At 37.7% G+C, this 19344-nt stretch carries 17 protein-coding genes; 14 read left to right on the top strand and 3 right to left on the bottom strand.

The window, feature by feature from the left end; all coding sequences use genetic code 11:
- Positions 1-171: 171 nt before the first annotated feature.
- Genes ftsH through PLA12_10640 form a run of 8 tightly spaced genes read left to right on the top strand, consistent with a single transcriptional unit; the run spans position 172 to position 8363 of the window.
- Entirely contained in the window at positions 172-2127 is a 1956-nt protein-coding gene (gene ftsH / locus PLA12_10675) for an ATP-dependent zinc metalloprotease FtsH (GenBank protein HOQ32961.1), read from the top strand.
- A gap of 33 nt (positions 2128-2160) precedes the next feature.
- Entirely contained in the window at positions 2161-2970 is an 810-nt protein-coding gene (gene folP, locus PLA12_10670; protein ID HOQ32960.1) for a dihydropteroate synthase, read from the top strand.
- 6 nt (positions 2971-2976) lie between these two features.
- Complete coding sequence (glmM, locus tag PLA12_10665; GenBank protein HOQ32959.1) at positions 2977-4329, top strand: phosphoglucosamine mutase; 1353 nt, start codon at positions 2977-2979, stop codon at positions 4327-4329.
- Positions 4330-4350: 21 nt separating this feature from the next.
- Positions 4351-5076 carry a pyridoxine 5'-phosphate synthase gene (locus PLA12_10660; GenBank protein ID HOQ32958.1) on the top strand — a complete coding sequence of 242 codons (726 nt, stop codon included), beginning with the start codon at positions 4351-4353 and terminating at the stop codon, positions 5074-5076.
- A 29-nt stretch (positions 5077-5105) separates the two neighbouring features.
- A complete protein-coding gene (locus tag PLA12_10655) occupies positions 5106-6263 on the top strand; it encodes a glycosyltransferase (protein HOQ32957.1) in 1158 nt (385 codons plus the stop codon).
- Positions 6264-6305: 42 nt separating this feature from the next.
- A complete protein-coding gene (locus PLA12_10650; protein ID HOQ32956.1) occupies positions 6306-6953 on the top strand; it encodes a PHP-associated domain-containing protein in 648 nt (215 codons plus the stop codon).
- On the top strand, positions 6946-7614 hold the full coding sequence (gene lepB / locus PLA12_10645; GenBank protein ID HOQ32955.1) for a signal peptidase I: 669 nt from the start codon (positions 6946-6948) through the stop codon (positions 7612-7614). The genes PLA12_10650 and lepB overlap by 8 nt, the downstream gene beginning before the upstream one ends.
- On the top strand, positions 7611-8363 hold the full coding sequence (locus tag PLA12_10640) for a UDP-2,3-diacylglucosamine diphosphatase (protein ID HOQ32954.1): 753 nt from the start codon (positions 7611-7613) through the stop codon (positions 8361-8363). Before lepB ends, PLA12_10640 begins: the two co-directional genes overlap by 4 nt.
- 544 nt (positions 8364-8907) lie before the next feature.
- Here the strand turns inward: PLA12_10640 and PLA12_10635 are convergent.
- The gene (locus PLA12_10635; protein ID HOQ32953.1) at positions 8908-10443 is read right to left on the bottom strand and encodes an archaeosortase/exosortase family protein; all 1536 of its coding nucleotides are present in this window, start codon (positions 10441-10443) and stop codon (positions 8908-8910) included.
- 244 nt (positions 10444-10687) lie between these two features.
- On the opposite strand from PLA12_10635, the gene ppdK reads away from it, so the two are divergent.
- Positions 10688-13477 (top strand): pyruvate, phosphate dikinase, encoded by a 2790-nt coding sequence (gene ppdK, locus PLA12_10630; protein HOQ32952.1) that lies wholly within the window; start codon positions 10688-10690, stop codon positions 13475-13477.
- Between the two features lie 83 nt (positions 13478-13560).
- On the opposite strand, the gene PLA12_10625 is transcribed toward ppdK, so the two are convergent.
- The gene (locus PLA12_10625; GenBank protein HOQ32951.1) at positions 13561-13833 is read right to left on the bottom strand and encodes an acyl-CoA-binding protein; all 273 of its coding nucleotides are present in this window, start codon (positions 13831-13833) and stop codon (positions 13561-13563) included.
- A gap of 166 nt (positions 13834-13999) precedes the next feature.
- Between PLA12_10625 and PLA12_10620 the strand changes: the two genes are divergently transcribed.
- Positions 14000-15184 carry an acetyl-CoA C-acetyltransferase gene (locus tag PLA12_10620; protein ID HOQ32950.1) on the top strand — a complete coding sequence of 395 codons (1185 nt, stop codon included), beginning with the start codon at positions 14000-14002 and terminating at the stop codon, positions 15182-15184.
- Positions 15185-15254: 70 nt separating this feature from the next.
- On the opposite strand, the gene PLA12_10615 is transcribed toward PLA12_10620, so the two are convergent.
- Positions 15255-15398, bottom strand: coding sequence for a hypothetical protein (locus PLA12_10615; GenBank protein ID HOQ32949.1), 144 nt, complete (start codon positions 15396-15398; stop codon positions 15255-15257).
- Positions 15399-15540: 142 nt separating this feature from the next.
- Between PLA12_10615 and PLA12_10610 the strand changes: the two genes are divergently transcribed.
- The 4 genes from PLA12_10610 to PLA12_10595 form a co-directional block, all read left to right on the top strand.
- Positions 15541-17859, top strand: coding sequence for a proton-conducting transporter membrane subunit (locus PLA12_10610; GenBank protein ID HOQ32948.1), 2319 nt, complete (start codon positions 15541-15543; stop codon positions 17857-17859).
- Positions 17852-18253, top strand: a complete 402-nt coding sequence (locus PLA12_10605) for an MnhB domain-containing protein (GenBank protein ID HOQ32947.1) — start codon at positions 17852-17854, stop codon at positions 18251-18253. The genes PLA12_10610 and PLA12_10605 overlap by 8 nt, the downstream gene beginning before the upstream one ends.
- A 10-nt stretch (positions 18254-18263) precedes the next feature.
- Entirely contained in the window at positions 18264-18611 is a 348-nt protein-coding gene (locus PLA12_10600; GenBank protein HOQ32946.1) for a Na+/H+ antiporter subunit C, read from the top strand.
- Positions 18608-19344: proton-conducting transporter membrane subunit (locus PLA12_10595; protein ID HOQ32945.1), on the top strand; the 737-nt coding region annotated here is incomplete at its 3' end. The genes PLA12_10600 and PLA12_10595, both read left to right, overlap by 4 nt.

Genomic DNA, 19344 nt, shown 5'->3' with positions numbered 1-19344 from the left:
CCGTAAAAAACAAATCTTAAAGAATTGTTTTATCAGGTCATATTTGTTATCATATAAGTAAGATATATCATGATAATTTTGAGATGTAAATCCAATATTTCGTCATTTATTTATTGACGGTTTTCGTTAAATATTAGAATAATTAAAGATTTACAAAGGTTTTGTGTTTGAATGAATAGTTTTTTAAAGCAAATATCGTTATGGGTGGTATTTTTAATTATTATGGTTCTTGTGCTGTCCAACTTTTCAAAAGTGAAAGGACCTCATAAAGAACTTCTGGAACCCGATTTTGTTCAGCAACTACAACAAGGAAATATTAAAACAGTAACTATTCGTGAATCGGGAAATAACCTCAAACAAGTATATGCGGAGTTGAAAAATGAAGTAGAGGGACAGAAAAAAATTCAGTTTAATACCGATAATTTTAAGGAGGAATGGAAAACACAATTAGAACAACAGGGGGTAGTATATAAATATGAAACAGATAATCCCTTGTGGCAAGGAATTTTAATCAATGTCCTTCCCTTGCTCATTATTATGGGGTTGTTTTGGTTCCTAATGTTTAGACAGGTTCAGGGCGGTAGCAACAAAGCTTTATCATTTGGAAAAAGCCGTGCGCGTTTGGTTAATCAAAGCGATAAAGTAGTCACTTTTAATGATGTAGCCGGTGTAGATGAAGCAAAAGAAGAATTAAAAGAAATTGTAGAATACTTAAAAGACCCCAAAAAGTTTTCCCGATTAGGGGGTAGAATACCCAGAGGTGTTTTATTAGTAGGTCCGCCGGGTTCCGGAAAAACCTTATTAGCCCGAGCAGTAGCCGGTGAAGCCAATGTCCCATTTTTTAGTATCAGTGGTTCCGATTTTGTAGAAATGTTTGTGGGTGTAGGAGCAAGTCGCGTTCGGGATTTGTTCCAGCAGGGATATAAAAATGCCCCCTGTATTATTTTTATTGATGAAATTGATGCCGTAGGAAGACAAAGAGGTGCTGGATTGGGTGGCGGACATGATGAAAGAGAGCAGACTTTAAACCAGTTATTGGTGGAGATGGATGGTTTCAATAGCAATGAGGGCGTCATTTTGATGGCAGCAACAAATCGTCCCGATGTCCTGGATAGGGCTTTACTTCGTCCAGGACGATTTGACCGTCAGATTGTAGTTGCTAATCCCGATATCCGTGGTAGAAAACAAATATTAGAGGTGCATATACGAAATCAAAAAGTTCCTATAGATGATGATGTTGACCTCGAAGTATTAGCAAGAAGTACCCCCGGATTTTCAGGTGCTGACCTTGCAAATATGGTAAACGAAGCAGCACTACTCGCAGCAAGACGAAATAAAGAAAAAGTAAGCATGATTGATTTTGAAGATGCCAAAGACCGTGTTTTAATGGGTCCTGCCCGAAAGAGTTTGGTGTTAAGTGCTAAAGAAAAATTACAAACAGCATATCACGAAGCAGGACATGTCTTAATCGGTCGTTTATTACCCGATGCCGACCCTATACACAAAGCAACTATTATCCCGCGAGGTCCTTCCTTAGGTGTTACCAGTTTCTTACCCGAGGAAGATAGACACAATCTTACATTGAAATGGTGTTTAGCAACCATACGAGTTACTATGGGAGGACGCGCCGCGGAAGAAATTGTATTTAATGAATTTACAAGTGGTTGTGCCAATGACCTCCAACAAGCCACCCGATTAGCCCATTCAATGGTTTGCGAATGGGGTATGAGTTCCTTAGGACCCATTGCCTTCGGTAAAAATGACGAAGTATTTTTAGGCCGTGATTTCGTCCGAATGCGAGAATTTAGCGAAGAAACGGCCGCTTCTGTTGACCGAGAAGTTCATAAAATTATTGAAGAGGCTTACAAAGATACTCGGGAACTTTTGGAAAAGCACAAAGATATATTAGATGCCTTAGCCAAAGCATTAAACGAAAAAGAGACATTAGAATCCCATGAAATTGATGATATAATTTGCTCTATTGGAGGTGAGCATGTTCTCCCTGAACGATGGAAGAAGGAAAGACAGAAAAAAACAACAGAAGAAGCAATACCTCAGGAACCCAAAACTGAAGATTTACAAGAATTACCTACACCTTCTCAACCCCCTTTGCCTGACTTAGCTTAGTTCTTATTAATAGTGGGATGGAAAAATATTAAAATGTCAAAACGCACAAAGGTTATTGGTATCTTAAATGTTACCTTAGACTCATTTTACGATGGGGGACATTATTTTTCATTAGAAAGTGCCTATAACCATGCCATCCAGATGATTAAAGACGGGTGTGATTATATAGATATTGGCGGGGAATCCTCTCGTCCCGGTTCCGAACCGGTGGGAGCCGAAGAAGAACAACGAAGAGTTTTACCTGTATTGGAAAAACTACAAGGTATTGCCGTTCCATGTTCTATAGATACTTATCGTTCAGATACCGCCCGTAAAGCATTGAAATATGGTGTCTCAATGATTAATGATATATCTGCTTTCCGATTTGACCCGGAATTAGCAGAAGTTGTTGCAGAAGCAGGTTGTGAATATGTTTTAATGCATATGCAAGGAACTCCAAAAACAATGCAATTGCAACCCCATTATAACGATGTTGTATCGGATATATGTGCCTTCTTTGAAGAACGATTAAATTTTGCAGAAAAGCAGGGTATAAACAGAGATAAAATATGGCTCGACCCCGGTTTTGGGTTCGGTAAAACTGTGGAGCAAAATTTAATTATACTTCGCCGAATTAAAGAATTTTTTCAATTTGGGTTGCCTATTTTAATAGGAACTTCCAATAAATCGACCATAGGAACCGTTTTGGATTTACCTGTAGACCAAAGAGTAGAAGGGACATCGGCTACTGTCGCATGGGCTGTATTTCAAGGAGTGCATGCAGTAAGAGTTCATCAGGTAAAAGAGATGGTTCGAGTTGTGCGTATGAGTGAGGCTATAATTTATGGAATGGATAAAGGATGAAGGACTATGAAAAAACGATTATTTGGAACCGATGGCGTTCGTGGAATAGCCAATGTCCACCCGATGACTACCGAGATGGCTTTAAAAATCGGGCAGGCTACAGGAACTATTTTCCAACGAGAAAACCGACAGCATACCATACTTATTGGTAAAGATACCCGCCGTTCATGTTATATGCTTGAAAATGCATTAACGGCAGGGTTGTGTTCGGTAGGGGTGCGAGTTTTACTTACAGGTCCCCTTCCAACACCAGGGGTCTCTTATATTATGCGGAGTTTACGCTGTGATGGAGCGATTATGATAAGTGCCTCTCATAACCCCTATCATGATAATGGCATAAAAATTTTCGGTCCAGACGGATACAAAATTCCCGACGAGATTGAAGATGAAATTGAACGATTAATTCAAACAGGTGAAGTAGACCAACTCCGACCTACAGGTGAAAAAATTGGAACCGCAAAGCGGATTGATGATGCGGTAGGTAGATATATTGAGTTTGTGAAAGCAACCTTTCCCAAAGGTATGCGTTTGGATGGCTTACGGATAGTTGTTGACTGTGCCAATGGAGCAATGTATCGTGTTGGACCGGATACTTTATCCGAATTAGGTGCAGAAGTAATTCCTATCGGAGATGAGCCTAACGGAATCAATATTAACGACAAGTGCGGCTCTGTATACCCCGAAGAAATGCGGGCACAGGTTATTCGTGAAAAGGCAGATGTAGGCATTGCTTTTGATGGCGATGGAGACAGGTTGGTAATGGCTGATGCTCATGGGAGATTATTGGATGGGAATGCTATTCTTGCTATTTTAGGAGTGGATTATTTGAAAAGAGAAATATTAGGAAATAAAACTCTTGTAACTACTGTGATGGCAAACGCAGGATTAGAACGAGCAATAAAACCTTATGGTGGGCGTGTAGTGCGAACTGGTGTTGGGGATAGAGCCGTTTCGGAAGCATTAAAAAAAGAGAACTCCAATTTGGGCGGTGAACCTTCCGGCCATATTGTCCTGTTAGACTACAATGTCACGGGTGATGCGATGATTTCTGCTTTACAGGTGTTATCTATAATGATACGAACAGACCAACCCCTTTCAGAATTAGGAAAAATTTACCAGCCTTTACCTGAGCAACATGGTAAAGTTCCCTGTGAAGGTAAGGAAAGATTAACCAAAGAGCAATTGGATAAAGTTTCAGAAGAGATAGAAAAGGAATTAAATGGCGAAGGAAAGGTAGTCGTCCGTTATTCAGGTACAGAGCCTATTATTCGAGTTATGGTGCAACATGAAGAGTTAAGGAAAGCCGAAATTTATTGTAAAAAATTAATCGAAAAAATTACTGTTTTGCTTAAATCCTAAATAGATTTGGAGGTATTTAATATGATTGAGTTGGGCGTGAATATAGACCATGTAGCCACATTAAGAGAAGCGAGAAAAGGGAAAGCCCCGGATGTTATAACCGCAGCCAAGATATGTGAGATTGCAGGTGCTCATCAAATTACAGTTCATCTGCGTCAGGATAGACGACATATTCAAGATAAAGATGTTGAATTACTAAAAGAAGTATTGTTAGTGCGTATGAATTTAGAAATGGCGGGAGTGCCCGAAATTATAAAAATTGCACATCGAATTGCCCCTTATACTGTGTGTCTTGTTCCGGAAAATCGACAGGAAATTACCACAGAAGGCGGTTTAGATGTGGCAGGACAAAAGGATAATTTAAAAAAAGTCGTAGATGGAATGCATGAAAAAGGTATAAAAGTAAGTATGTTTGTTGACCCGGATATAGAACAAGTTCATGCCAGTGCAGAGATAGGCGCCGACAGTGTTGAATTACACACAGGAGCATACGCAAATGCAGAAGGAGAACAAATTAACAAAGAATTAAATCGGCTTTATGAAGCCAGTAAGGTAGCAATCCAATTAGGATTATCTCTCCATGCGGGACATGGTTTAACAGTGCGAAATTTAGAACCTGTGGCAAAAATCCCGGGGCTTAAAGAGGTAAATATAGGACATGACATTATAGCCCGTGCTATCTTTATTGGGTTAGATTCTGCAGTAAAAGAAATTCTCGCTATATTGGAAAAAGCAAGTAATAAATAAAATTACCTTTTTTAGGAACAATGAAAAGAATGTCAGAACCAAAAACAAGAATAACACTTTTAAATGTTTTACATGAGCCTTATGATAAGAGAATGTATCATAAATTAGCGCGTAGTTTTGTGGCTAATGGATATAAAGTTACTTCGGTCTGTCCCTATTCAGGCACAGAACCTCCCGAGAGCGATATAGGAGTTCAGTTCATTGTATTTCCATACAAGAAAGGATGGTGGAGCCGAATAAAATCGGTTTATACCCTCTTTAAATTAGGTAGGAAAATTCCTACAGACATTTATATCGCACCCGAACCCGAATCATGGGTCTCTGCCATCATGATTAAATTATTTAAGGGCGGTAAAGTAATATTTGATATGCATGAACATAACCCGAATAAAATGGCTCAGTTTTTCCCAAAGTTTTTACATAAACCAATAGAATACCTCACACTTAAAGTAATGAGAATATTTGCCCGTTACACGGACATGATTATTCTGACACGAGAAAGTTTTGAGCCTTTATGGAAAGGAATAAAAACTCCTCGAATTACTATCCTTAATACAAACCATTTGCAACCTATTTGTTCCGATATACCTTTATCCTTAATAGAAAAATATGCAAACGCTCCCACAGTTATTCATCAAGGGGTATTTGGGACCATACGGGGTTCTTATCAATTACTAAATGCCGTTGAACTGGTCGTTAAAGAAATTCCTGATTTCCGTTGTATTGTCCTCGGAGAATATGTTTATGGAAGTGTCGAAGAGTATCGGCAGGCAATACAAAGGAAAAAATTAGAAGAAAATATACATCTGTTAGGTGTAGTTCCTTTTGAGGAGGTTCCCAAATACATCCGTGTATCAAAAATAGGTTTAATCCTATTCCAACCGGGCTTTTTAAATCATACTTTAGCAATGCCCCATAAACTTTTTGATTACATGCGTGAAGAAATACCCGTAATTGTTCCAGATTTTTCTATAGAGGTTTCAAAAATCGTTCGGGAAAGTGATTGCGGTTTATGTGTAGATGTTACTAAACCAGAAGATATTGCCAATGCCATTATTTTCCTACTCCGCAATCCCGAAGAAGCAACTCGTTTGGGAAAAAATGGGCGAAAAGCAGTGGAAATAAGGTATAATTGGCAAAGAGAAGAACAAGTTCTTTTGGACGGGATTAGCAGTCTTATATCCTGAGATTAGAAAAAATTATTTTTTAAATATACAAAAGGGATTTTTATGCGTTTAAAATTTGATATACATTTGCATACCAGTATTTATTCCCCATGTAGTTTGATGGAGCCAGAGGAAATGGTAGAGAGTGCTATATCCACAGGTTTAGATGGTATTGTTATTACAGAACATCATTACCAATGGACGGACAAAGAAATTGAGGAATTGAAAAAGAAAGTATTTGTAAACGGATTAATTATTTTTTCAGGGGCAGAGATTACTACAGATGCAGGAGACCTACTCGTTTTTGGATTGCCTGGAAAAACCATTTCAAATTGGAAAAATTTCGTTTCTGTGGAAGAAGTAATTGCAGAAGTAAATAAACATAATGGATTTTGCATTGCTGCCCATCCGACACGAAACTATCACCATTTTGACCACCGTTTAGAAGCATTACCTATTCCTGCTATGGAAGTAATGAGTGTGAACATGAATGTTGCGGAACAAGAAAAAGCAAGTTTATGGGCGAACAAACTAAATCGGATACAAACTTGTGCAAGTGATGCCCATCGTGCCTTTCATGTAGGTAAATACTGGATTGAGGTTGAAATGGAAAAGCCGGATAGGATAGATTTTATATCAGCATTAAAGAATAAGCGATTTCGTATGGGGTCGCCGAATACAAATATTAAAAAATGTCAATCTTATGAGTAGTGAAACAGAAGAAATAAAAAACGAAACAAACCAACAAGAATCACCTACCAATAATGGGGATTCTGTTTTAAGTGAAATAGTTGCTTTTATTAAGTTGCTCCTTCTATTTGTTTTTTGTGTTTGGTTTATACATTCCTTTGTCGTCGAAGGTTATGAAGTTTGGGGACCATCTATGAAAGAAACCTTAAACGAAGGTGACCGTATTTTAGTGTTTAAACTGCCCTGTGTTTTAAAACGGTTTCCTTTCTTGCCCGAACAATGGAAAGTGCACGAAGGAGATATTATCGTTTTTGAAGGAAAAGGGGAAGATGACCGCAGGTATGTGAAAAGAGTTATAGCAATGCTTCCATCCGACTCCTCAACTAAAATTGTAAGTGCCTCCGAACACACTTCGCAGGAAACTCATCAGAAAAAAGTTGAATACTCAAAAAATAGGGTATATGTGAACAATAATCTTGTAGAGGAACCCTATTTGGATAGCCAGAATAAAAATTCGGATGAAGAGGACATGGTATACCTACACCCTGGTGAATATTATGTATTGGGTGATAATCGAAGAATTAGTAAAGATAGTCGTTATTTTGGTCCTATTAGCGAGGACCAGATTATAGGTAAAGCCGTATTTCGTTTTTGGCCCTTAAATAAGATAGGTTGGCTGTGAATTTTGATATTATATTATCGGATGTTCACTTAAAAGTAGGGGAGAAGTATTTATCTCATCGCAAGCAATTTGAAACTTTCTTGCACAGTTTAGCGGAAAATCCTCCCCGAAGAATTATTTGTTTGGGAGATATTTTTGATTTCTGGTTTGAATATAAACATGTGGTCTTTTCAGAATACCTGGAAATATTAAACGCTTTTTATGAACTTAATCGCAAGAGAGTAGACCTGTTTTTTATTGGAGGAAATCATGATTTCTGGGCAGGGAAAAACCTCGAAAGAATTGGTTTTCATATTTTACAATCTGGAGTAATATTCGATTTTGATGGGTGTAAAACCATGTTAATTCATGGAGATGGACTTAATAAAAAAGATTGGGGATACCGGTTATTTAAGACTTTAGCAAGAAATCCTTTTCTAATTTTTGCTTTTCGTTTAATTCATCCCGATTGGGCAATGGGGCTGGCACAATTCCTTAGCAAAGGTAGTCGCCAATTACAAAAAAATAATGTATCTGGACATTATCGAGAGGCAGAATCCATAAAATCCTATGCGATAGAAAAAATGAAAAATTCGTTGTGTGATGCAGTTATATCGGGTCATTGCCATAAACCGGAATGTTCGGTATTACAAATTAATGGCCGTCAGTGTTGGTATATCAATTCCGGCGATTGGATAGAAAATAGAACCTATGTAAAATGGGATGGCGAAAATTTTCATCTATGCCATTATATACAGAATGAAAAATAAATTCTGGAAATAAGAGTTATCTACCACGCCAATTTCAAAAGGGATTAAATTTATAAATTGTTTTTCAAAATAATGTAGGAATAATTCATGAATTATCCCTAAAAATATACATCCCTTATATCAAAAAAATATTCAGATTTAATGTAATCAGGATAATCTTGTTTCATAAATAAAAAAGGGAGGCATACACATCCATGTTCTGCCTCCCTCGGAAAAGGACAGATTGAGTGCTAAGCCAGCACATCGAGGTCGTGCCCCTCCGACTCATTAAGCGACAGAGTCCGAAGTATAAGTTCCAGAGTCGCTGTCCCCAAGTCTGTAGAAGGCATAGGTTGCTCCTTCAATCCTACTCCCTCTGCAGATTGGGACTGCAGTCGAAACTGGCTTAGTCCGGCCCCGACGATGCTGACTGATGCGATTGAGTTTGTATTCATTGTCAGTCTCCTTATTTCGTCGGGTTCCTTTTCCAACATAAAGTTACATTTATTATTTCGGCAAAAAAGGCAATTTTCTTTAATTATAATAGGATGAATACAAAGGGATTTTATGCCTGTTTCTTACTGGGAGTGAGATTGTTAGAAGGACGATTTAAAAATCGCTCACGAAATACCATGGCTATCCATAACATAAATGGCATTGTAAGGTAAAACTGAATTACAGCCATTGGTAATTCACTATATGCCTTTAATACTTCCTGATAACGAAGCACTATGACAATAAAAAGAATATGACCCAGTATGATTATACTTACACCCCATAATATCTTTTTCAAACGACTTATCCATGATATACGCGTAATTAACATCAGCGAAATAAAAGGAGGTAGATTTGTTATTAACAACGCAATAGGCGATGTTTTTTCAAACTCATACCCCTGTATTACAAAATAAATTACAGAAGCCGTATTCAGAAAACCAGAAGGTCGTATTCCACCCGCCACGATTGGCACACCCATTATAAATCTCAAAATAGAACCCGATATCTGGACAAGTATCCACCCATACACAGGAATCAATGCCCACCAGATACATACCAGCGGAACAACCACAAGAATAAATTTTACACAGAATAGCAAAGTCTGAAATAGAGGAACCAAAGTTTTCTTCTGGAAAATCTGTATGATACGGTCTCGGAAAGACATTCCTTCCTTGACTTCTGCATAGACAACAAACTCAATCCATGCAAGCCATACGGCTACCACAAAAACAATATATACAGCCTGCCAGACATAATAATGTAAAAATTCAAACCATTTTCCCCCTGCGTTTAATGCCCCTACAATTGCTAAAAAAGTCAAACGAAAAATATTAACAAAATACATTAAAGGTATCCCGACAACTATTCCCAATAACTTCTTCCGAAAAAGTGTGGGGTATGCAATTACCGCAGCAAAAAATATCGCCATAATCTCTATGGCACCACATTCCGAAATAATAATAAACGGAAAAATATATCCACTAACCTGCCGATTTTCTTTGGAATTTTTTTGGGCTTCCGCATACTGTACTCTTAACGCTTGTAATTCTATATTATACTTTGCTAACAGGCTCGCTTTTTCGGGTTCCGATAGAGTTGAATTGCGATTTAATTCTTTTATTTTCTCTTCCAATCTTGTTATTTTAGATAATAAACCCTCCTTCAAAACAAATACAACACGTGGACCCAACTTTGTTTGCCCCCCTTGTTTCCTCGCCTTTTGAGCACGAAAAGACCATTGTTCCCACGGCGTTAAAGGTTCCTTGCTAACATTAATATAATCCTCAGGAGCAGGTTGATTGGCACCTCTTGCCCAGGCAGATAACCATGCTCTACATTCCTCAGGAGATGTATTCTGTGGAAGCCCTTCTAATGTGGCATTATCCCCTATTTTATTCAATACCCAACATGTATTTCTGGCTAATGTAAAAAGATAACGGTCGTTCCATATCGTGCGAATTAAATAACGATATGCTGTTAAAAAACTAACAACTACAATTATAAAAAATACAACGAACCGTAATGCTGGACTTTTATACCATACTTCCTTATCTTCAGAAGATACAAGGCCTATATTCTCTTTTTGGGGATTATTTGCCGACATTCTTTCCTATTCCCTTTGTACTTCTATGAAAATATAGCGATTAAAAAATTATAAAAATAAATTATTTTTGATAATATTACATCAGAAGTATTATAATATCATATCCTCGTTTTGATTACATAAATAAAATCAGTAGCATTGTTCAACAATTCCTTAGAAAGAAGGGGCTTTTAGTTTTTAGATACAAATTTACGGTCAAAAAATATATAAACAATTAAACCTATAATACAGGAGAAAAAAATTTATGAGTAAAAAGTTTGTTTATTTCTTTGGTGGAGGCAAGGCAGAAGGCCGTGCCGATATGAAAGAAATTCTCGGTGGCAAAGGAGCCAATCTTGCTGAAATGGCTAATTTAGGCATTCCTGTCCCCGCAGGATTCACGATTTCAACAGAAATGTGTACTGAATATTACGCCAATAAAGGAAAACTCCCCTCTTCCCTCGTTGATGAAGTTAAAAAGGCATTACAAAGAGTTGAAAAGACAATGGGCAAAAAATTTAGTGACCCTAAAAATCCTCTGTTAGTATCTGTTCGCTCCGGTGCCCGTATTTCCATGCCTGGAATGATGGAAACAGTTCTAAATGTCGGTCTTTGCTCTAAAACAATCCCCGGACTTATTGAAAAAACAAAGAACGAACGCTTCGTATACGACTCTTATCGCCGTCTTATTATGATGTATGCCGATGTCGTTATGGAAAAAGCTGCAGGTATTGAACCCGAAAAAGAAGAGATGGCCGTCCGTAAACAAATGGAAGCGGCAATGGACGAATTAAAAAAGCAAAAGGGAGTAAAACTGGATACCGAACTTACCGCAGAAGACCTAAAAGAATTAAGCGAAAAATTCAAGCAAATCGTTAAAGATACATTAAAGAAAGAATTCCCGGATGACCCCCATGAGCAATTATGGGGTGCTATTAAAGCAGTATTCCAATCATGGAACGGCAAACGGGCTATTGCTTATCGTCGTATCGAGAAAATTCCCGATGATTGGGGAACAGCCGTAAATGTGCAATCGATGGTCTTTGGTAATTTAGGTGAAACCTCTGCAACAGGCGTTGCTTTCACTCGAAATCCGGCTACAGGTGAAAATAAATTCTATGGTGAATGGCTTGTCAATGCACAAGGCGAAGATGTCGTTGCAGGTATTCGCACACCTTATCCATTAAACGAAGCCACAAAAAGTCAGGAAAATCAACATCTTCCTTCATTAGAAAAACTAATGCCCAAAACATATAAAGAGTTAGTAGGTATTCGCAATAAGTTAGAAAAGCATTTTACAGATATGCAAGATATAGAGTTTACTATTGAAGAAGGTAAACTCTTTATGTTGCAAACACGGACCGGAAAACGTACCGGTATGGCAGCCGTTCGGATTGCTGTGGATATGGCAAATGAAAAATTGATTGATAAGAAAACAGCCATTATGCGTGTAAAACCCTCACAACTCGACGAATTCTTGCATCCAATGCTTGACCCCGCAGAAGAACAAAAAGCAAAAGTTATTGCTAAAGGATTACCTGCAGGACCCGGTGGCGCCGTAGGAAAAATCGTATTGACTGCAGATGATGCAGAAGCATGGGCAAAGAAAGGCGAAAAAGTTATCCTTGTCCGTGAAGAAACCTCTCCCGAAGATGTCCATGGCATGCACGCAGCAGAAGCTATCCTTACCGCAAGAGGCGGCATGACCTCTCACGCCGCATTGGTTGCTCGTGGTTGGGGAAAATGCTGTATCGTAGGTTGTGGTAGTTTACATATTGACCTTGAGAAAAAAGAAATCCATGTTGCTGGAGAAGTTCTGAAAGAAGGAGACTGGATTTCCATGAACGGTAGCCTTGGAAAGGTTTACAAGGGCGCACTCAAGGTTATCCCAGCTCAACCCGAAAAGAATAAATGGTTCGCTTCTATTATGAAATGGGCTGATGAAATTCGTGTATTGAAAGTTCGCACCAATGCAGAACGCCCCGATGATGCCGCCAAAGCCGTAGAATTTGGTGCAGAAGGTATCGGTCTGGCACGCACCGAACACATGTTCTTCCAGCCAGAACGAATTATACACATGCGTGAAATGATTCTCGCTAAGAATCAAGAAGAACGCCGTTCCGCCGTTATGAAACTTTTACCTTTCCAGAAAGAAGATTTCATCGGTATTTTCAAAGCCATGAACGGCAGACCAGTAACGGTTCGTTTGCTCGACCCGCCATTACATGAGTTTGTCGGTAGCCTCCTGGAAGACCCTGAAGAACTTCAAAATCTGGCAAAGGTTTGTAATGTAACTGTTGAAGAAATCAAAGCACGTGTTGAAAAACTACACGAAATGAACCCCATGTTAGGACATCGCGGTTGCCGTTTAGGTATTACCTATCCCGAAATTACTGAAATGCAAGCCCGTGCTATCCTTGAAGCCGCAGGAACCTTGATTAAACAAAAAATGAAGGTGTTGCCCGAAATTATGGTCCCGCTCGTTGGCTCAAAACGAGAATTAGATAATCAAGTTGAAATCATTCATAAAGTAGCCAAAGATGTCATGAAAGAAATGGGTGTAAAAATTACCTATATGGTTGGTACCATGATTGAAGTTCCTCGAGCCGCCTTAACCGCGGATAAGATTGCAGAAACTGCAGAATTCTTTAGCTTCGGAACGAACGACCTTACCCAGATGGGCTTTGGCTTCTCTCGTGATGATATCGGCAGCTTCTTGCCTGTTTACTTAGAAAACAAAATCCTTCCTTCCGACCCATTTGAAGTTTTAGACCAGGAAGGAATTGGACAACTTATTCAAATGGCTGTAGAAAAAGGAAGAGCCACTCGTCCCGACTTGAAATGTGGTATATGCGGTGAACATGGTGGCGAACCTTCATCCGTGAAATTCTGTCATCGTGTTGGCTTAAATTATGTAAGTTGCAGTCCTTACCGTGTCCCTATTGCAAGGTTTGCCGCAGCACAGGCTGAAATAGAAACCCCTCGAAACAAGTCTGCAAAATCAGCCAAACCCGCTAAGAAAGGCAAAGAAAAGAAATCCTCACGCAAAAAGTAAATTTATACAGTTAACTTGTTAATATCATAAATAGCAAACCGCTTCTGAACACCAGAAGCGGTTTGCATTTTACAAACCCGATACTATTTCTTGTCTTTTGCTTTTAATTCTTCTACAAGGTCAATATACATCTGCATGGCTTGTTCCTGCGATGTCCCTTCCAATGCTTTCCATGCATCGTATTTCGCCCTGCCTATAAAATCCATCATACCAGGACGGGAACCTTTGCAATTCCCTTCGGAAGCCTGCTTATATAAAGCATACAATCTTAATTTGGTTTGAGCATCAGGTGCTTCTGACAATTGAGTTACATCTTTAGAAGCCTGTTCAAATTTTGCTTTTAATTCTTCTGACATGTTAAACCCTTTCATTTTTTATAAAGTTAGGTTTTAATTTATACTTACCATTAAGTATATTCTTATATTAAAAAATAATTATACCCCTTGTCAACTCAAAACAGTTATAATTTAACATTATTTTCATAATATAATATATCAATTAAATAAAAGAAAGGAACAGCAAATGAAATACGTGTTTATCATTGATGCTTTAAGAACGCCTGTTGGAAGTTTAAATGGTATCTTGGCAGAAGTATCAGCAGTTCAGTTGGGAACTATTGTCGTGAAAGAATTACTTCGCCGACATCCAGAAATTTCTACTGAACAAATTGATGAAGTCATTTTTGGTGAAGTATTAACCGCAGGGTTAGGACAAAACCCCTCTCGTCAGGTTTCTATTTACAGTGAAATATCTCAGTCCACGCCGGCATATACAGTAAACATGGTCTGTGGCTCCGGGATGAAAGCCATTGAATTGGCTTGGCAAAGTATTCGCACAGAGCGTGCAAATATTGTTATTGCAGGTGGTATGGAAAATATGTCACAGGCACCATACCTTTTAAAAACTTTAAGACGCGGTTCACGAATGGGCGATACTACTGCTATTGACAGCATGATTTATGATGGGCTCTGGGATATCTTCAATCAATACCACATGGGAATAACCGCTGAAAATATTGCCGAAAAATTTGGAGTATCCAGAGAAGCACAAGACCAATTTGCGTATGAAAGTCAGATGAAATGCGCACATGCATTTGAAAAAGGATTGTTCCAGCAAGAAATTGTGCCTATTAATTTGGAAACTAAAAAAGGGACAGTTGTCTTGGATAAAGATGAACATCCTCGTCCAGATACAACATTAGAAAAGTTAAGTAAACTTAAACCTGCTTTTAAACCCAATGGAACGGTTACTGCGGGAAACGCTTCGGGTATTAATGATGGAGCAGCCGCCCTTATACTTGTTTCTGAAGATATTCTGTCTAAAATAAACCCCGCTTTCAATCCTGTTCGCATTATAGATATTCAATCAATGGGCTGTGCCCCTGCCTATATGGGATTAGGACCTATATTTGCTACTCGGAAACTATTGGATAAAAATAAATTGACAATCAATGATATTGACCTATGGGAAATTAACGAAGCTTTTTCCGCTCAATCCATTCCTTGCATACAACAGTTAGGTATGCAGACAGATATTGTAAATGTTAATGGAGGTGCCATTGCCTTAGGACATCCTATTGGTTGCTCTGGTGCACGAATTACAACAACCCTAATCTATGAAATGCAACGGAGAAAATCAAGAAAAGGTATCGCTACCATGTGTATTGGCGGAGGAATGGGAATTAGTGGATTGTTTGAATTAGTGTAATATTTTTGCAGACCTATCTGACATCTTTGATTTGTCTTATGCATTTGTCAGATAGGTCTGGCTATTAAAACTAACTCTTTGAAATAATTGGGGCAAGTGCAGACAATAAACCTGCAATAGCGGTAAGAACTGTTGCAACAATGGAAATAATTGTAGCGGCAGACGCTGTTTCTAAATTGGAAACTTTTTGTGTCATTAATTTTGTATGTTTCATTTAAGACCTCCTTATAATGTTTAAAAAATATTGAACAGATAATATATTATCATTTATTATACAAACTTTATAAAATAATATTACAAACTAAATCAATATAACAAGAGCATAATACAACTTGCGATTGAAAATACAATAGAAAATGATACTTGCGATTATTTTATTAGCATTCAGTCCTGCTTTGTTACTTTTTTTACTTTTTCCAATTAAAAAACCTTTACAAAGCGTAATTATTAGCATTCCGCCTTTATTGGCACTTTTTATTTCAATTTTATACTTCCACCAGAGGGAAGCCTTATCATATCAATTAAATTGGCTGCCGTCCTTAGGTCTCCAATTATCTTTTGAAAGTTCTTATTTCCAACTCCTTTTCGGAATTTTTATTTTAGCCATAGGTATACTAATTCATTTCTTTGCAATCATCTATTTGCAAAAAGACACATCTCTGAACAGTTGGTTTTTCTGGTTCTTCGTCTTTATGGGTTCTATGTTAGGTATTGTCTTTTCTGCAAATTTGTTTCTCCTTTTCCTTTTCTGGGAGTTAACCAGTTTAGCTTCCTTTTTCCTCATAGGACATTACCATGAACAGGAAGAAGCAAGAAAAAGTGCCTGGGAGGCATTGCTTATTACGGGTGGGGGAGGGCTTTGTCTTCTTGCAGGATTTATTATGTTATTTATAAGCACAGGAACGGTGAATGTTTCAGACCTTCAAGGTAAGTTTGATTTTTCTTCTCAATCTCTCTTTTTAAATATATCTGTCTTCTTAATAATTTTAGGGATAATGACGAAATCTGCTCAGTACCCATTCCATTTCTGGTTACCTGACGCAATGACAGCACCAGCACCTGCCAGTGCTTATTTACACTCTGCTACAATGGTCAAGGCAGGAGTATTTTTGGCATTTCGATTATCTCCTATATTTTCCAATATACCTCTATGGCATATAGTTTTAATCATATCTGGAGGTTTTACCTTCTTTTGGGGGGCATTCTGTAGTGTAAAAGAAGACTCCATCAAAAAAGCATTGGCATATACTACAATAAGCACTTTAGGATTACTTACCTGCTTAATAGGTATCGGTACCCCTGAAACTATTTATAGCGCTATGCTTATACTATTTGCTCACGCTATATACAAAGCAGGCTTATTCTTATTTGCAGGAACTATAGAGTTTTCAACCCATCGTAAGTATCTCTCAAAAATAAGAGGGTTATGGAAAAAACAGCCTTTATTCTTTATTATTGCGTTTTTATCCTTATGTTCTCTTGTTGGCCTACCTTACACCTTTGGTTTTTATGCAAAGGAAGAACTTATCCATTCCCTTTTTCATTTAAATTCCTTGTATTTAGCGATAATTTTATTACTGATAGTTATCGGGAATTGCTTGATAACAGGTTTTGCAGTGCGATTTTTATTAACACCCTTATACAAAAAAGATGAAATAGAAGAAGAAATCCATTTCGGAATTTTGTCCTATTTACTTGCAAGTATTCCTTTGTTTTTCGCCATATTTAGTATAAGTATTTCTTTTTCACCTTATTTAAAAGATATTTTTCACAACCTTTCAAATGACCTTCTATCAAATATAACAATCCGTGGACAACCTGAAAATATTAAAGAGCATAACCCTTATTTAATGTTATTACCAAGCATTGTAGCATGGTTTGGAGGTTTTGCACTTGGACTTTACCTGGTATGGCAGAAAAATAAAGCAGAAGAACACGCTATAACAGTATTGGCTACAAGAATATATCAGCAGACAATTAATCAATTACTACTACAATCAGACCGCATTACTCGCTTTTTCCAGAATGGAAAACTCCGTTCCTACCTACAAACATTTGCCTTCACAGTCCTTATTGTTACTTTTGTTGCTATGATTGCGGAATGGGAAATTATTCAGAATAATATTGTATCTCATATCTTTCATCCCGAACATAAAACTACCTTATATGACTTTGTTTTATTTTCAATTATTATTGCAGGAATTATTGGAGTTATTTATGCTCAAACGAAATTAACAGCAGTGATATGCCTTGGGATAGTAGGCTATGGGATGGCGGTTGTCTTTCTTATTTATAGTGCACCCGATTTAGCCATGACACAATTTATTATTGAAACATTAACCGTATCCTTATTTGTTTTTGTCTTCTATCATTTACCGGAACAACATTTACGACGAAGAAAATTTACCAAATATCAAAATGTTTTTATCAGTGTTCTTTTCGGTATCGTAATGGGCTTTCTAACTCTTTCTGCTTCCAGTATACAGACCCATCCTTCTATATCGTCTTATTTCACAACGAAAAGCCTTCTCGAAGCCCACGGAGGCAATATTGTAAATGTTATCCTTGTAGATTTCCGTGGTTTTGATACTCTGGGTGAAATAACTGTTCTGGCAATAGCCGGTATTGGCACTTATGCATTACTCCGTTATCAGAGGTTAAGGAAACATGAATAGTTTAATATTAAAAATCGCCGGAAAATATATTGCTCCCTTACTATTTTTATTTGCTATTTATCTTTTATTAACAGGTCATAATCAACCGGGAGGTGGATTTTCAGGAGGATTGGTGGCTTCTGCTTCGTTTATATTGCTTGCTTTTGCATACGGTGTAGAACGAACACAAAACTGGATGAGAATATCCCCTGTATATATTATTGCATTGGGTTTGCTATTGGCATGTGGGAGTGGACTTATCTCCATATTATTTGGACAACCCTTTATGACAGGAATATGGATAACTTTTAATTCACTATCCTTAGGCACACCGATGTTATTTGATACAGGTGTTTTTTGTGTCGTTTCAGGGACTACTTTATTAATTATTCTTGAACTTATCAAAGAGGTATAAGATTACTATTATGGAATGGCTATTTGCTATTTTGGTTGGTGGTTTATACTCCGCAGGACTGTATCTCATGCTCCAGAGAAATATGTTTAAATTAATATTAGGTATGTGTCTGGTTAGTCACGGAGCCAACCTATTAATATTTACCGCAGGTGGACTTACAAGAAATTTGCCACCCATATTTAGTGAGACGACCTCCCTCCCATCACAAATAACCGACCCCCTTCCTCAAGCATTTGTATTAACTGCTATTGTGATTAGTTTCGGCGTTACAGCCTTTTTGTTAGTTTTGGTTCACCGAACACATAAAACATTAAACACAGATGATGTAGATGATTTAATCAAAACGGATTTGCAATGAAAATACTGGTCATTCTACCCATAATTCTACCACTGCTTACGGCAAGTATTTGCCTTGTTACTAACAAGATGCCCCGTTTGCAGTGGTTTTTTGTGTGGTTTGGAAACATTGCCTATTTTCTTGTTGCCTTGATATTCCTCTGGAATACTTATCATGGAAATTATTATTCTGTGCAAATTGGAAATTGGCAAGCACCCTTTGGGATAACAATTGTTATTGACCTTTTCAGTTCTATCATGCTTGTAATTACCTCGTTACTTGTATTTTGTTCTTTTCTATATACTCGCTCAATGACATCCAGAGAGGAATTCCGTTTGGGTTATCTTTCCTTAACCTTCTTCTTAATGATGGGGGTATCGGGTGCTTTTACAACAGGTGATTTATTCAATTTATATGTTTGGTTTGAAGTTATGCTTATGTCTTCTTTTGTATTAATGTCGTTTGGAGGTGAACAAAGACAATTAGAAGGTTCCATAAAATATGTCATTCTCAATCTTATGTCTTCAGCAATATTTCTTGCATCTACCGGCATTTTATACGGCATGGTTGGGACAATGAATTTGGCTGACCTTTCGATAAAACTTTCCATGATAGAGCAACAATACTCAAAACTCATTGTTAGTTCTTTGTTATTGGTTGCCTTTGGAATAAAAGCCGGCTTATTCCCTTTATATTTCTGGCTCCCTGCGTCTTATCATACCCCCCCACCGGGGATTTCCGCACTGTTTTCTGG

It is taken from the genome of Candidatus Hydrogenedens sp. (genome assembly GCA_035378955.1).
In the GTDB taxonomy this organism is placed as follows: domain Bacteria; phylum Hydrogenedentota; class Hydrogenedentia; order Hydrogenedentales; family Hydrogenedentaceae; genus Hydrogenedens.
Note: the sequence above shows the minus strand (reverse complement) of the source record. Positions and strands in the feature narration are given on the sequence as shown.

Bases quoted from the DNA above. Each gene is read 5' to 3' on its own strand.
- folP (HOQ32960.1), top strand. From the start codon at position 2,161: ATGTCAAAACGCACAAAGGTTATTGGTATCTTAAATGTTACCTTAGAC.
- PLA12_10635 (HOQ32953.1), bottom strand. From the start codon at position 10,443: ATGTCGGCAAATAATCCCCAAAAAGAGAATATAGGCCTTGTATCTTCT.
- lepB (HOQ32955.1), top strand. From the start codon at position 6,946: ATGAGTAGTGAAACAGAAGAAATAAAAAACGAAACAAACCAACAAGAA.
- glmM (HOQ32959.1), top strand. From the start codon at position 2,977: ATGAAAAAACGATTATTTGGAACCGATGGCGTTCGTGGAATAGCCAAT.
- ppdK (HOQ32952.1), top strand. From the start codon at position 10,688: ATGAGTAAAAAGTTTGTTTATTTCTTTGGTGGAGGCAAGGCAGAAGGC.
- PLA12_10660 (HOQ32958.1), top strand. From the start codon at position 4,351: ATGATTGAGTTGGGCGTGAATATAGACCATGTAGCCACATTAAGAGAA.
- PLA12_10615 (HOQ32949.1), bottom strand. From the start codon at position 15,398: ATGAAACATACAAAATTAATGACACAAAAAGTTTCCAATTTAGAAACA.
- PLA12_10600 (HOQ32946.1), top strand. From the start codon at position 18,264: ATGGAATGGCTATTTGCTATTTTGGTTGGTGGTTTATACTCCGCAGGA.
- PLA12_10655 (HOQ32957.1), top strand. From the start codon at position 5,106: ATGTCAGAACCAAAAACAAGAATAACACTTTTAAATGTTTTACATGAG.
- PLA12_10620 (HOQ32950.1), top strand. From the start codon at position 14,000: ATGAAATACGTGTTTATCATTGATGCTTTAAGAACGCCTGTTGGAAGT.
- PLA12_10605 (HOQ32947.1), top strand. From the start codon at position 17,852: ATGAATAGTTTAATATTAAAAATCGCCGGAAAATATATTGCTCCCTTA.
- ftsH (HOQ32961.1), top strand. From the start codon at position 172: ATGAATAGTTTTTTAAAGCAAATATCGTTATGGGTGGTATTTTTAATT.
- PLA12_10625 (HOQ32951.1), bottom strand. From the start codon at position 13,833: ATGTCAGAAGAATTAAAAGCAAAATTTGAACAGGCTTCTAAAGATGTA.
- PLA12_10610 (HOQ32948.1), top strand. From the start codon at position 15,541: ATGATACTTGCGATTATTTTATTAGCATTCAGTCCTGCTTTGTTACTT.
- PLA12_10650 (HOQ32956.1), top strand. From the start codon at position 6,306: ATGCGTTTAAAATTTGATATACATTTGCATACCAGTATTTATTCCCCA.